Source organism: Amycolatopsis iheyensis (assembly GCF_024703995.1).
Lineage (GTDB): Bacteria > Actinomycetota > Actinomycetes > Mycobacteriales > Pseudonocardiaceae > Amycolatopsis > Amycolatopsis iheyensis.
Genome location: NZ_JAMXQV010000009.1, coordinates 171,457 through 184,515 on the forward strand (window position 1 = coordinate 171,457; position 13,059 = coordinate 184,515).

Genomic DNA, 13,059 nt, shown 5'->3' on the forward strand with positions numbered 1-13,059 from the left:
TGTTGCTGGTCAGAGCACTTGTCCTTGACATTAAGTGAATGTCGAGTAAGTCTATGGCCACTGATGGTTCGAGGGAAGGAAACGTCGTGGCCGACGTCGTCGTCGCCGGGGTGGGCATGGTTCCGTTCGCCAAACCCCGGGAAAGTCGCAGCTATGTGGACATGGCCGAGGGTGCGGTGCGGGCCGCGCTCGAAGATGCGGGGCTCGACTACCGGGCCGTGGGCCAGGCCTACGCCGGCTATGTATACGGCGATTCAACCTCCGGGCAGGCCGCGCTCTACGGCGTCGGGCTGAGCGGGATTCCGATCGTCAACGTCAACAACAACTGCTCGACCGGCTCCTCCGCGCTGTTCCTGGCCCGCCAGGCGGTCGCCGCCGGGGTGGTCGACTGCGCGCTCGCGCTGGGCTTCGAGCAGATGACCCCCGGCGCGCTCTCCAGCGTCTACACCGACCGCGTCTCCCCGCTCGCCCGGCACGACGACGTGCAGCGGGAGCTGCGGGGCCACGACGAGAACGCGCCGCAGGCCGCCCGGCTCTTCGGTGGCGCCGGACAGGCCTATGTGGACGAGTTCGGCATCGATCCCGCCGTGTTCGCCCGGATTTCCGTCAAGGCGCGCCGGCACGCCGCGAACAACCCCTACGCCGTGTTCCGCGATCCCATCACCCTCGACGACGTCCTGAACTCGCCGGTCGTCCACGGTCCGCTCACCCGCCTGCAGTGCTGCCCGCCCACCTGTGGCGCCGCCGCGGCGATCGTCTGCACGCCGGAGTTCGCCCGCGCCCACGGCATCGACGCCGGTGTCCGGATCAAGGCCCAGTCCCTGGTCACGGACACGCCCGCCACCTTCGAAGCCGGCGACATGCGCCAGGTCGTCGGCTACGATATGACGGTCAAGGCCGCCAACGACGTGTACGAGGCCGCAGGCGTCGGGCCCGAAGACCTCCGGGTCGTCGAGCTGCACGACTGCTTCACCACCAACGAGTTCCTGACCTACGAAGCGCTCGGCCTCACGCCGGCGGGCACCGCCGAGAAGTTCGTCCTCGACGGCGACAACACCTACGGCGGCCGGGTCGTCACCAACCCCTCCGGCGGCCTGCTGTCCAAGGGGCACCCCCTCGGCGCCACCGGGCTCGCCCAGTGCGCGGAACTGGTCTGGCAGCTGCGCGGCCAGGCGCGGGGCCGCCAGGTCGACGACGTGACCGTCGCCCTGCAGCACAACCTCGGCCTCGGCGGCGCCTGCGTGGTCACCCTGTACGAAAAGGCCGCGTGAGATGCCGATCGACAAAGTCCACATCGGACGCGATACCGGCACCCGGACGCTGCTCGTCGACCGCGGCCGGCTGCGCCTGTTCGCCAAGGCGACCGGCCAGACCGATCCGGTCTACACCGACCTCGACGCCGCGAAGGCCGCCGGGCACCCGGACCTCCCGGTGCCACCGACGTTCTTCTTCGCGGTGAGCCTCGAAACGGCCGACCCGTTCACCTGGCTCACCGACCTCGGCATCGACCTGACCACGGTGCTGCACGGCGAGCAGGAGTTCCACTACCACCGCCTGGCCCACGCCGGTGCCGAGCTGACCGCGACCGCGCGGATCACCGACGTCTACGACAAGCGTGGCGGCGCACTGGAGTTCCTGGTCACGACGACGAGCATCACCGACCACAGTGGACAGCTGGTCGCCGAAGCCGTCGGCACCACCGCGATCCGCCGGCCCGCCGAGGTGAACGCATGACGACCTGGACCGCCGGCCACGAGTTCGAGCCGCTGCCGATCGAACCGATCTCCCGCACCACCCTGGCGTTGTTCGCGGGCGCTTCCGGCGATCACAACCCGATCCACCTCGACCTCGACGTCGCGAAGGCCGCGGGCCTCGACGACGTCTTCGCGCAGGGGATGCTCTCGATGGCCTACCTCGCGCGGCTGCTCACCCGCATCGCGCCGCAAGAACGGCTGCGCTCCTACGGCGTCCGGTTCGTCGCCATCACACCCGTCGCGGCCCGCCCGGTCTGCCACGCCCGGGTCGTGTCGGTCGACGACGCCGGCGGCGAACGCCGGGCCACCCTCGACCTCGCCGTCGACCTCGACGACGGCACCACCACGCTGCGCGGCCACGCCGTCGTGGCGATCGACTGAACAGGACCCGGAACAGTGGGAAAGCTCGACGGCAAGACCGCCATCGTCACCGGCGCGGGCCGCGGCATCGGCCAGGCCATCGCCCTGAAGCTCGCGGCCGAAGGCGCCAACGTCGTGGTCAACGACCTCGACAGCGCGCCGGCGGCCGAGGTCGTCACCGAGATCACGAACCAGGGCGGCAACGCGGTCGCCTGCCCCGGCAGCGTCACCGCGCCCGACTTCGCCGAGCGCTTCGTGCGCACCGCCACCGACACCTTCGGCGGCCTCGACATCGTCATCAACAACGCCGGCTACACCTGGGACTCGGTCATCCAGAAGATGACCGACGACCAGTGGGACGCGATCCACGACGTCCACGTCAAGGCGCCCTTCCGGATCCTGCGCGCGGCGCAGCCGGTGATCAGCCGGGCCGCGAAGGCCGAAGCGGCCGCCGGGCTTCCGGTGCACCGCAAGGTCGTCAACATCTCCTCGGTCGCCGGGCTGGCCGGCAACCCGGGCCAGGTCAACTACTCCTCGGCGAAGTCGGCGATCATCGGCCTGACCAAGACCCTGGCCAAGGAGTGGGGCCGCTACCGGGTCAACGTCAACGCGGTCGCGTTCGGCTTCATCGAAACCCGGCTCACCGCGGCCCCGGCCGACGGCAGCTCGACCATCGACATCGAGGGCCAGGAGATCAAGGTCGGCGTCAGCCCGCAGATCCTCGAGGCGGCGAAGTCCCTGATCCCGCTGGGCCGCCCCGGCACGCCCGAAGAGGCGGCCGGCTCGGTCGTCATGCTGACCTACCCCGAAGCCGACTACGTCAGCGGGCAGGTCGTCGTCACCGGCGGGGGCTGGGAGTCGTGAGCTGGCGCGACGAAGAAGTCACCGCGGTCGCCACCAAGTTCGTCGAGAGCGAGCTGGTGGCGCGCCGCGAGGAGTTCGAGCGGCAGCACCAGGTCGACCGCGACGTCTGGCGCCGGGCGGGCGAGCTGGGGCTGCTGTGCTGCTCGATCCCCGAGCAGTACGGCGGTGGCGGCGGGACGTTCGCCCACGACCTGGCCGTGTTCGAGGCACAGGCACGGCTCGGCGAGACCGGCTGGGGCAACGGTGTCCACAGTGGCATCGTCGCGCACTACATCCTCGCCTACGGCACCGAAGAACAGAAGCGGCGCTGGCTGCCGGGGATGGCGTCCGGTGACCTGGTCGGCGCGATCGCGATGACCGAACCCGGCGCCGGTTCGGACCTGAAGAACATCCGCACGCGCGCGGTGCTCGACGGCGACGAGTACGTGATCGACGGCGCGAAGACGTTCATCTCCAACGGGCAGCAGGCGGACCTGGTCGTCGTGGTCGCCAAGACCGATCCGGCCGCGGGCGCCAAGGGCATCTCGCTGATCGTGGTGGAGACCGCCGCCTGCCCGGGGTTCGTGCGCGGCCGCGTGCTCGAGAAGGTGGGGCTCCCGGCCGCGGACACGTCCGAACTGTCCTTCGAGGACGCTCGGGTCCCGGCCGGCAACCTGCTGGGCGGGGAGCCGGGCCGCGGCTTCGGGCAGCTGATGACACAGCTGGCCCGGGAGCGCCTGCTGCTCGGGGTGACGGCCGTGGCGAGCGCCGAGTCGGCGGTCGCGCTCACCACCGAGTACGTGCAGTCCCGCGACATGTTCGGCCAGTCCCTGTGGGACTTCCAGAACACGAAGTTCGTGCTGGCCGAGGCGGCCACGACGGCGCGGGTCGCGCGGGTGTTCGTCGACGACTGCGTGCGCCGCCACCTCGACGGCGAGCTGGACGCCACGACGGCCGCGATGCTCAAGTGGTGGTCGACCGAGCAGTACGTGACCATTGTGGACCGGTGCACGCAGTTGTTCGGCGGGTACGGCTACATGCGGGAGTACCCGATCGCGCGGATGTACGCCGACGCCCGGGTCACGAAGGTCTTCGCCGGTTCCAACGAAACCATGAAGGACCTCGTCGCCCGGTCCCTCCAAGACGGTCGCGGGTAGGCTCCTCGAGCCGGACCGGGGAGGAGTGACCAGGGGTGAGTGCCGAGCCACCGCGCCGTCGGCCGAAGGACCGCAAGCAGCAGATCGTCGGGCAGGCGCGCGAGATGTTCATCGAGCTGGGCTACCCGAACGTCACGATGACCGCGCTCGCCGAGCGGGTCGGCATCACGGCCGGGGCGCTGTACCGGCACTTCAGCACGAAGAACGACCTGCTGGACGCGGTGCTGCGGGACAGCTTCGCCGGATTCGACCGGCCTCTCACCGAAACGGCGCTCGAGGCCGCGGTCGACGAGGCGATCGACGTCGTGACGCCGCATCCCCACGTCGCCGACCTGTGGGACCGCGAAGTGCGCTACGCCGAGCCCGGGCTGCGACGCAAGTACGTGGACGTGATGCGGGCCTGGGCCGCCGAGTTCGGGCGGGTCCTGCGCGCGCACCGCGGCGACCTGGACGAGGGGACCGAAGACCTCCTCGCCTGGGCGATGCAGTCCGGGCTCGCGTGCCTGGGCACGAGCACCATCCACGCCCAGCCGGCGAACCGCCGGACGGCGGTCCGGTCCGCGCTGCTCGCCATCGCGTCGGCGCCCGTCACGCCGACGGGTTCGTCGCGGTACGCGCCGAGCGCGGGCCGGACCCCGGTGTCCCGGCGTGAACGGCTGCTGCTCGCCGCCGCGACGCAGTTCGCGACCCAGGGCTACCAGGAGACGTCGATGGCCGGCATCGGCGCGGCCGCCGACGTCACCGGCCCGAACCTGTACAGCTACTTCGCGAGCAAGGCCGAGCTGCTGCGCGCGGTGTACGAGCGCGGCACGCACTACCTGTGGATCGGCCTGGACGCGGCGTTCGCCCGGGCCGGCCAGCCGGACGAGGCCCTGCGCCTGGTGATCGCGTCCTATGTGGAGCACGCCAGGGAGTGGGGCTCGCTCGAGGTCGGCCGGTCGGGCGAGCGCGAAGTCGAGGCGGAAACCCTGGGCGCGCAACGGGAGTACGCGGCCGAGTGGATCGCGCTGGTGCAGGAGGTCGTGCCCGGGTTGGCGCCGCCGGCCGCGCGGCTGCGGGTGCAGATCGGGTTGAAGGTGATCAACGACCTGCTGCGCACCCCGCGCATCGCGAGGTTCACGTCGGCTGACGTGAACCTCGCCGCGGTGGTGCACGCGATCCTCACGGGCACTTGACGGTGTCGGTGCAGGGCTCGCCGGGCGTGGCGAACGGGAGCTGGACGTACGACCCCTGCTGGATCTCGTAGACCCCGCCCACCAGGCCGACCGTCTGGGCGACCGACGGGATCAGCGCCGGCGAGTCGTTCGTGCCGACCGTCACCCGGAGGCGGTGGCCCGCCGGGATGGTCGCCCGGACCGGGAACACCTCGACGTCGTAGGCCTGCACCGTGCCCGGCATGGCGTAGCTCGTCGACGCCGCCGTGTGCGGGTGGTAGGGCACGGTGATCGTGCCGTCGGCCGCCGTCCACGTGCGGGCGGGGTCGAGCGCACGCTGGGAGCCGAGCAGCGCGCCGCGGCTCAGAGGTGCGGACGTGCCGTCCGGGGCGACGTCCTCGACGCGCACCACCCATTCGCTGTCCAGCGTGCTGACCTTCGCGACGATGTGGGCGCTGATCGGCCCGGCGATGGTCTGCGGCCTGGTCAGCGGCGCGGTCGTGTACGTGGTGGCGGACGGCGGCGCCTGCGTGCCGCGGTCGTCGACGTTGCACGGCGACGGCCCCAGTCCCGCCTGGTCGCGCAGGTTCTGGTCGCTGCCGATGAGGAGGAACTGGGTGACCGACGGCGTGCAGAGCGGAACCCCGCTCCACGTGATCGTGCGCCCGCCGTCGAGGGGCAGCCGGGTCGGGACGGCCCCGGCGAAGGGGTACGTCGCGCTTTGCGTCCAGGCACCTGTGGTCAGGTCGACGGTGCGCAACGGGGTCCTGGTGGCCGTGACGCCGTTGTCGATGCCCTTGAGCCAGTGGTCGAACCACTGCAGCGCGACCGCGTTGACGTGCAGGCGGTCCGGCGACGTCGGCTGGCCGAGCTGGTTGTGGTACCAGCCGCCGTTCACGAGCTGGAACCGCGGGTCCGCGTGCTGCGTGGGGAGCATCGGCGCCGACACCTGCCGCGTTCTGCAGGCCCGCGTACAGGTTCGGCTCGCCGCGCTGGAAGGCGTCGCGCCAGCCGCCCAGGATCATGGTCGGGACGTCGTTGGCGACGATGTTCCCGAGCACCGTGTGCGGGCTCCGGTCCTGCCAGTACTTCCCGTCGTAGGCGGCCGGGCCGCCGAGCGCGAGGTCCGTGACCGGCAGGACGCCGAGGCCGCCGACGTGCCCGGCCAGCGCGGAGACGAGCTGGGCGACCTCGGCCGGGGTGCGGGTCTCGGTCACCGCGTTCAGCTCGCCGACGGGGACGTTCGCGAGGAACAGCGCGGCCAGCAGCGGGTTGGTCACGCCGCCGGGCGCCACCACCTCGCGGTAGATGTCGTCGGACGGCACGATCGGCACGATCGCCTTGAGCGGCGAACCCGGGCCGATGCGGCCGGCCAGCAGCAGCTGGTCGATCCCCGCGTACGACTCGCCGATCATGCCGACGGTCCCGGTGGAGTTCGGCAGTTTCGCGGCCCACTCGACGACGCGCTCGCCGTCGGCCGACTCCCGCGGCTGTTCGAACGACCACGTCCCGCCCGACAGGCCGGTGCCGCGGACGTCGACGGTGACGTGGATGTAGCCGCGCTCGACGAGGTCGGTGTCCATGCCCATCCCGGTGTCGCCGCGCGTGGGGTCCGACTCGCCCAGGTCCTTGCCGTACGGGGTGAGCGTCAGGACGACGGGGAACGGGCCGCGGGCCGGCTGCCCGGTCGCCGGATCCGTCGGCGCGTAGACGTTCGACTCCAGCACGACGCCGTCGTCCATGGTGATGCCGACATTGTGGGTGATGCCGACGCCGTAGCCCGACGCCGCCGCCGGGGGAGCGGCGGCGAGGCCCGCCGCGGTGCCGATCGAGAGCGCGAGCAGGGCGGCGGTGCGGGTGCGGCTCGGCATCCAGGACTCCTCGAGCAGAACTAGTCAACGCTGACTAATTCACGCTAGTATGCCGCGGCCCCCACCGCCAGGGTCCCGCCCGAAGTTCCACAATGGAGGAACGTGTGACTCGCCTCGACGCGGCCGCGACGGCCGCCCGCTCCGCCGGTCCGGTCCGGCTGCGCCGCCTGCTCCCGTTCCTGCTCCCGGCGGTCGCCGCGATGACCGCGGTGTTCAACGGCATCCAGCAGGTGCTCCTCCCCACCCAGGTCGAGGCGATCGACCCGGTGCACAAGGTGGGCAGCCTGGCGTTGCTGACGACGTTCGCGGCGATCGCGTCCCTGGTGGGCATCCCGCTCGGCGGCACGCTGTCGGACCGCACGCGCTCGCGCTTCGGCCGGCGCACCCCGTGGATCGTGCTGCTGTCGGCGGTCTCGGGCGTGCTGATGATCGCGATGGCGGTGAGCGTGGACCTGGTCCTGCTCGGGATCGTCTACACGGGACTGTGGCTGACGTCGAACATGTACCAGGGCGCCCTGATCGCGATCCTCCCGGACCGCGTCCCGGAAGAACGGCGGGGCTTCGCGTCGGCGATCGTCGGCCTCGGCACCCCGCTCGGGGTGCTGGCCGGGGTGAACGTCGCCGGCCACGTCGGACGCGTCTGGGGCTACGGGGTCATCGCGGCCGTGCTCGTCGTCGCGAGCCTGGCGCTCGTGCTCGGCGTGCGCGAAGGCTCGTCGCTCGGGCGTGCGGTGCCGCGCGAGCGCGTCGACCACCGCGGCTTCTTCGAGGCGTTCCGCTCACGCGACTTCACGCTCGCCTTCGTCAGCCGGTTCGCGCTCTTCCTGTCCTACTTCACGGTCAGCGGCTACCTCTACTACACGCTGACCGACTACCTCGGCAAGGAGAACGTCCCGGGTGGCGACGTCGTGGTGGCGGTCAGCGACCTGCTCACCGTCACCACTGTCGCCTGGGTGCTGGTGGCCACCTTCCTCGGCTGGCTGGCGGACAAGATCGACCGCCGCAAGCTGTTCGTGGGCATCTCGGCCATCGGCCTGGCCGGCACCATGGCCATCCCGGTCCTCAGTCCGACGTGGACCGGCATGGTCGTGTACTCGGTGTTCCTCGGGATCTTCATCGGCACCTACTTCGGCGTGGACCTCGCGGTCATGTCGCTCGTGCTGCCGCACCCCGACCGCGTCGGCCGGGACTTCGGCCTGCTGGCCGTCGCGACCGGCCTGCCGCAGATCCTCTCGGGCGTGCTCGCCGGTGGCCTGATCACCTTCTTCGGCGGGTACACCGGCTTGTACGCCTTCGGCGTGGTCGCCGCCCTCGTTTCCGGTGTCACAATCCTCTTCGTCAAGAAAGTCCGGTGAGCCGTGCCGTTCGTGACCACGCCCGCGGGCGCCCGCATCGCCTGGGACTCCTTCGGCGGCGAGCAGCTGCCGCCGGTGGTGCTCGTCCAGGGCTACAGCGCCCAGCTGCTGGGCTGGCGGCCCGGCTTCTGCGAAACGTTGGTGGCCGACGGGTTCCGCGTCATCCGGTTCGACAACCGCGACGTCGGGCAGTCGCAGCGGTACCCCGGGGGCGGGTACGACCTGGGTGACCTCGCGGACGACACCGCGGCGCTGCTCGACGGGCTCGGCCTGGACTCGGCGCACGTCGTCGGGCAGTCGATGGGCGGGATGGTCGCGCAGGAGCTCGCGCTGCGCCACCCGGGCCGGGTGCGGTCGCTGGGGCTCGTCTACACCGCGCCGTCGCTGCGGTACTTCCGGGGCCGGGACGAGATCCTGGGCCGGCTCGACGCGCCGGTCCCGGCGACGCGCGAAGAGTTCGTCGCGTACTACCCGGCCGCCGAAGCGTTCTGCCGCTCGAGCGCCTACCCCCAGGACGTCGGGTGGCTCATCGAGGTCGCCGGGCAGATCTGGGACCGGGGCTGGGATCCCGGCGGCCCGGAGCGGCAGCTGCGGGCCCTGCTCGCCACGCCCGACCACGACGACGCGCTGCGCGAACTCCGGGTGCCCACCACGATTCTGGCGGGCGACGCCGACCGGCTCGTCGACCCGGCGGCCGCCACCCGCCTGCACGAGGTCATCCCGGCCTCGACGCTGACGATCTTCCCCGGCATGGGGCACGAGCTGCCGAAGCCGCTGTGGGGCGAGATCGCCGGGCTGCTGGGTGCGAACGCCCGCCGAATGGTCAGCGAGTACTAGTCTTGCGGCATGGCCCCTTCGCAGTCCGCGCCGCTGCCCGTGCAGAAGCGGGCCTGGGACACGCGCGAGCGCATCCTGGCCGCCGCCGTCGCCTGTCTCGCCGAGGACGGCTACGCCGCGACGACGACGTCGCGCATCCAGGAGCGCGCCGGCGTCTCGCGCGGGAGCCTGCTGCACCAGTTCCCGTCGCGCGACGACCTGCTGATCGCCGCGGTGCAGCACCTCGCGCGGCAGCGCGTCGACCAGATCGACGTCCCGCGCGCGGCCGGCACGCTCGACGACGCCGTCGAGCAGATCTGGCTGACCTTCCACGGCCCGCTGTTCAAGGCCGCGCTGCAGCTGTGGGCCGCGGCGCAGCACAACCCGCAGCTCGCGGCGGCGCTGCGGCCGCGCGAACACGAGCTGGGCGGGCACATCCGCGGGCTGATCACCCGTCTGTTCGGGCCGGAGCACGTCGCGCACCCCGCGTTCGCCGACCTCGTGCCGCTGCTGGTGGCGAGCATGCGCGGCGTGGCGCTGACCTACACGTTCGAGCCGCGCGACCACCTGACCGACCCGAACCTCGCGACGTGGAAGCGGCTGGCCCACCGAATCTTGGACGCATAACTAGTACGGCTTGACTAATTTCGCCGGAGTGGGGAAGCTGCGGACATGACGAGTGTCGCTTCCGCGCGGGTCCGGACCGAACACGGTGTCGTCGAAGGCCGCGAGGTCGACGGCCTGCACCACTTCCGGAACATCCCTTACGCCGCGCCGCCGTTCGGGCCGCGCCGGTTCCGGCCACCGTCGCCGCCGGCGGGCTGGGACGGCGTCCGCGACGCCACCCGGCCCGGGCCCGCCGCGCCGCAGGTGGCGGAGGAGAACCCGCTGGGCGCGATCTACGCGGCGACCGAGACCGGTGAGGACTGCCTGACCGTCGAAGTGTGGACGCCGGACCCCGGCCGCGTCGGACTGCCCGTCATGGTGCACCTCCACGGCGGCGGCTACATCTACGGCGCCGGCTCGCTGCCCGGCTACAGCGGCAGGAACTTCGCCCGCGACGGCGTCGTGCACGTCGGCGTCAACTACCGGCTGGGCATCGACGGCTTCCTCTACCTCGGCGAAGGCCACGACAACCTCGGGCTGCGCGACCAGTCGGCGGCGCTGGCCTGGGTGCAGCGCAACATCGCCGCGTTCGGCGGGGATCCCGCGCGCGTCACGATCTTCGGCCAGTCCGGCGGGGGCGTGAGCGTCATGAACCACCTCGCGTTGCCCGCTTCCCGCGGCACGTTCGCCGGCGCGATCGCCCAGAGCGGCTGCTCGATGGCGTCGGTGGACGCCGACGAGGCGTGGCGGGTGACCCGGCAGGTCGCCCGCGACCTCGGCGTCGCGCCGACCGTGGCGGGACTGTCGTCGGTGAGCCTCGACCGCACGGCGGCCGCGTCGTTCAAGGCGTTGAAGCGCTACGCGCTGGGCCTGGTCCGCGGCGATCGGCGGGCGCTGCTGCTCAGCCCGTTCCGCGGCGTGCACGGCACGGAGTTCCTGCCGGCGAACCCGGTCCGGACGGCGGGCACCGCGCCGGGGGTCCCGCTGCTCGCCGGCACGGTGCGCAACGAGGCCGGGCCGCTGATCGAAGGCATCGCGAGCGTCGCGGGCCCGGTGGCGCCGCTGATCCGCCTGGGCCTGCGCCGCACCTTGGGCATGGACGCCGCGACGGTGCGCGCCTACCGCGAAGGCCCGCGCCGCGTCCGCGGACTGGCCGCGCTGGTCGAGGCCGGCTGGACGGACTGGGGCTTCCGCATCCCGACGATCCGCCTGCTCGAAGCGCGGCCCGAGCCGTCGTGGCTGTACGAGTTCCGCTGGCAGCGCGAAGGCATCCCGCCGGGCTCCGGCTCGTTCCACGCGATCGACCTGCCGTTCGTGCGCGACGACCTGGAAACGGTGCTGGCGCTGGGAAAGCCCGCGGTCGACGCGTTCGGCGCGGCTCCACCGGCGGAGCTGGCCCGGCGCATGCACGCGGACTTCATCCGCTTCGCGACGACTGGTGATCCCGGCTGGGCGCCGTACGACCACCGCACGCGGGCGACGATGGTGTACGACACGGAGAGCCGGGTGGTCGACGACGCCGCGGGCGCCGAGCGGGCGGCCTGGGCCGGGCGGCGGTGAGGGAGAGAGGTGTCCGGTTCGCGGGATCGGCCGGTGACCGAACGCGGCCGGTGACCTCGACTGGGCGCCGAGTGGGAGGGCGGGCGGCGGTGGGCGGGTCGGCCGGTGACCGAACCCCGGCCACCACCGGCGACTCCGGCCGAGCGCCGAGCGAGCGGCCTGGGCGACGGTGACAAGGCGCGGTGACAAGGCGGCGTTGACAACACGGGCTTAGGCTCTCGGCGACCGGACCGTGAGGGAGCGGTGAGCCAGATGCGCGAGCACCAGCCGGAGGTCCGGGCGACGGCGAGCCTGCTCGCGACCAGCGTCCTGGCGCGGCTCGACGAGCTCACCGACGCCCTGGTCGCCGTGATCCTGGCGCAGAACCCCGGCTACCACCTGGTCGACGTCGTGCCCGACGACGACCTGCGGTGCTCGTGCCGCGACAACCTCCGCCGCGTGCTGCAGCTGATCGACCAGGGGAGTGGCGAGCCGGCCGAGGAGCTCTACGACGCGGCGAGGCTGACCGGGCGGCGCCGGGCGGAGCAGCAGCTGCCGCTCGACGACGTCCTGCGCTCCTTCCGCCTCGGCGGGCGGCTGGTCTGGCAGGCGCTGACCGAACAGGCGCGGGCGGCCGGCGACGTCGACACCGAAGACATGCTCGACCTCGCGACGCTCGTCTGGGAGGTCGTCGACGCGATCTCCGCGCAGGTCGCCCTCGCCTACCACGCCGCCGAGCGGAACCTCGTCCGCGCCGACGAGCAGCGCCGCGCCGCGCTGTGGGAAGGCCTGCTGCAGGGCCGCGCGGCCGAGCCCGGCTTCGCCTACGAGGCCGCCCGGACGCTGCGGCTCCCGGCGTCCGGTCCGTACGTCGTCGCCGCGGCCGCGGGCGTCGCCGACGCCGCCGCTGTCGAGCCGCTGGCCCAGGCGCTCGAACGCGCCGGCTCGCCGTCCGCCTGGCAGCTGCGTGCCGACCTGCTCGTCGGGCTGATCTCGGTGCCCGGCCGGGACGTCGCGAAGGCCGCCGCCGTGGTCGGCGCCGCGGTCTCGGTGCCGGCCGGCGTCTCCCTCGTCGTCGACGGCCTGGCCGGGCTCGGCTCGGCCTACCAGCAGGCGGTGCTCGCGATGCGGACCGTCCCGCCGCGACGCACCGAGGTCGTCTGCCTGGCCGAGCGGCTGCCCGAGGCGCTGCTGCTCAGCTCGCCCGAGCTGACCGGGTCGCTGATGGAGGCGTGGCTGGGCGGCCTGCTCGACCTCGCCGGCGAAGAGCGCGACCTGCTCGTGGACACGCTCGCGACGTGGGTGCGCACCGGCGGTTCGGCGACCCGCTCGGCGCAGGCGTTGCACTGCCACCGCAACACCGTGCTCAACCGCGTCCACCGGCTCGAGACGCTGACCGGGCACCGCCTCACCGGCGGTGACCTGCCGCTGGAGCTGGCGCTGGTCGTGCGGGCGCTGCCGTTCCTGCCGCCACCCCGCGTGCCCTGATCGGCACCGGCTGTGCACTGTGCACAGCCGCACTAGCCCAAAAGTAGGCACGTCGCTCCTTCTTTCGGCGGGTGACGTATGTAACACTCCAGCGCGGCGGTGCCCTCCGGCCGCAC

Annotated in this window: 12 protein-coding genes and 1 pseudogene; 11 read left to right on the top strand and 2 right to left on the bottom strand. The window is 72.4% G+C overall.

Annotation, left to right across the window (positions count from 1 at the left end; translation table 11 throughout):
* Positions 1 to 86 precede the first annotated feature (86 nt).
* Genes M8542_RS19615 through M8542_RS50370 form a run of 6 tightly spaced genes read left to right on the top strand, consistent with a single transcriptional unit; the run spans position 87 to position 5,289 of the window.
* Positions 87 to 1,271: a lipid-transfer protein gene (locus M8542_RS19615; protein ID WP_257921649.1), complete on the top strand. Its 1,185-nt coding sequence runs from the start codon at positions 87 to 89 to the stop codon at positions 1,269 to 1,271.
* A gap of 1 nt (position 1,272) precedes the next feature.
* Positions 1,273 to 1,734, top strand: coding sequence for a MaoC family dehydratase N-terminal domain-containing protein (locus tag M8542_RS19620; protein ID WP_257921650.1), 462 nt, complete (start codon positions 1,273 to 1,275; stop codon positions 1,732 to 1,734).
* Positions 1,731 to 2,135 carry a MaoC/PaaZ C-terminal domain-containing protein gene (locus M8542_RS19625; protein WP_257921651.1) on the top strand — a complete coding sequence of 135 codons (405 nt, stop codon included), beginning with the start codon at positions 1,731 to 1,733 and terminating at the stop codon, positions 2,133 to 2,135. Before M8542_RS19620 ends, M8542_RS19625 begins: the two co-directional genes overlap by 4 nt.
* 15 nt (positions 2,136 to 2,150) lie before the next feature.
* Entirely contained in the window at positions 2,151 to 2,978 is an 828-nt protein-coding gene (locus tag M8542_RS19630) for an SDR family NAD(P)-dependent oxidoreductase (RefSeq protein ID WP_257921652.1), read from the top strand.
* On the top strand, positions 2,975 to 4,114 hold the full coding sequence (locus M8542_RS19635) for an acyl-CoA dehydrogenase family protein (RefSeq protein WP_257921653.1): 1,140 nt from the start codon (positions 2,975 to 2,977) through the stop codon (positions 4,112 to 4,114). Before M8542_RS19630 ends, M8542_RS19635 begins: the two co-directional genes overlap by 4 nt.
* A 35-nt stretch (positions 4,115 to 4,149) precedes the next feature.
* Positions 4,150 to 5,289 carry a TetR/AcrR family transcriptional regulator gene (locus M8542_RS50370; protein ID WP_257921654.1) on the top strand — a complete coding sequence of 380 codons (1,140 nt, stop codon included), beginning with the start codon at positions 4,150 to 4,152 and terminating at the stop codon, positions 5,287 to 5,289.
* Here the strand turns inward: M8542_RS50370 and M8542_RS19645 are convergent.
* On the bottom strand, positions 5,276 to 6,205 hold the full coding sequence (locus M8542_RS19645; RefSeq protein ID WP_257921655.1) for a CocE/NonD family hydrolase: 930 nt from the start codon (positions 6,203 to 6,205) through the stop codon (positions 5,276 to 5,278). The two genes, M8542_RS50370 and M8542_RS19645, sit on opposite strands and share 14 nt — an antisense overlap.
* Positions 6,206 to 6,278: 73 nt before the next feature.
* Positions 6,279 to 7,139 (bottom strand): annotated as a pseudogene (locus M8542_RS50640) (CocE/NonD family hydrolase); the annotation flags it as partial.
* Between the two features lie 104 nt (positions 7,140 to 7,243).
* Here M8542_RS50640 and M8542_RS19655 point away from each other — a divergent pair.
* The 5 genes from M8542_RS19655 to M8542_RS19675 all read left to right on the top strand — a co-directional run bounded on the left by M8542_RS19655 (position 7,244) and on the right by M8542_RS19675 (position 12,943).
* Positions 7,244 to 8,494, top strand: a complete 1,251-nt coding sequence (locus M8542_RS19655; protein ID WP_257921657.1) for an MFS transporter — start codon at positions 7,244 to 7,246, stop codon at positions 8,492 to 8,494.
* Positions 8,495 to 8,497: 3 nt separating this feature from the next.
* Complete coding sequence (locus tag M8542_RS19660) at positions 8,498 to 9,331, top strand: alpha/beta fold hydrolase (RefSeq protein WP_257921658.1); 834 nt, start codon at positions 8,498 to 8,500, stop codon at positions 9,329 to 9,331.
* A gap of 9 nt (positions 9,332 to 9,340) precedes the next feature.
* Positions 9,341 to 9,937: a TetR/AcrR family transcriptional regulator gene (locus tag M8542_RS19665; protein ID WP_257921659.1), complete on the top strand. Its 597-nt coding sequence runs from the start codon at positions 9,341 to 9,343 to the stop codon at positions 9,935 to 9,937.
* Positions 9,938 to 9,982: 45 nt separating this feature from the next.
* Positions 9,983 to 11,476: a carboxylesterase/lipase family protein gene (locus M8542_RS19670; RefSeq protein ID WP_257921660.1), complete on the top strand. Its 1,494-nt coding sequence runs from the start codon at positions 9,983 to 9,985 to the stop codon at positions 11,474 to 11,476.
* Between the two features lie 252 nt (positions 11,477 to 11,728).
* Complete coding sequence (locus tag M8542_RS19675; RefSeq protein ID WP_257921822.1) at positions 11,729 to 12,943, top strand: PucR family transcriptional regulator; 1,215 nt, start codon at positions 11,729 to 11,731, stop codon at positions 12,941 to 12,943.
* Positions 12,944 to 13,059: the final 116 nt, after the last annotated feature.

Coding starts and splice junctions, on each gene's coding strand:
- M8542_RS19645 (WP_257921655.1), bottom strand. CDS start 6,205: ATGCTCCCCACGCAGCACGCGGACCCGCGGTTCCAGCTCGTGAACGGC.
- M8542_RS19665 (WP_257921659.1), top strand. CDS start 9,341: ATGGCCCCTTCGCAGTCCGCGCCGCTGCCCGTGCAGAAGCGGGCCTGG.
- M8542_RS19625 (WP_257921651.1), top strand. CDS start 1,731: ATGACGACCTGGACCGCCGGCCACGAGTTCGAGCCGCTGCCGATCGAA.
- M8542_RS19675 (WP_257921822.1), top strand. CDS start 11,729: ATGCGCGAGCACCAGCCGGAGGTCCGGGCGACGGCGAGCCTGCTCGCG.
- M8542_RS19670 (WP_257921660.1), top strand. CDS start 9,983: ATGACGAGTGTCGCTTCCGCGCGGGTCCGGACCGAACACGGTGTCGTC.
- M8542_RS19620 (WP_257921650.1), top strand. CDS start 1,273: ATGCCGATCGACAAAGTCCACATCGGACGCGATACCGGCACCCGGACG.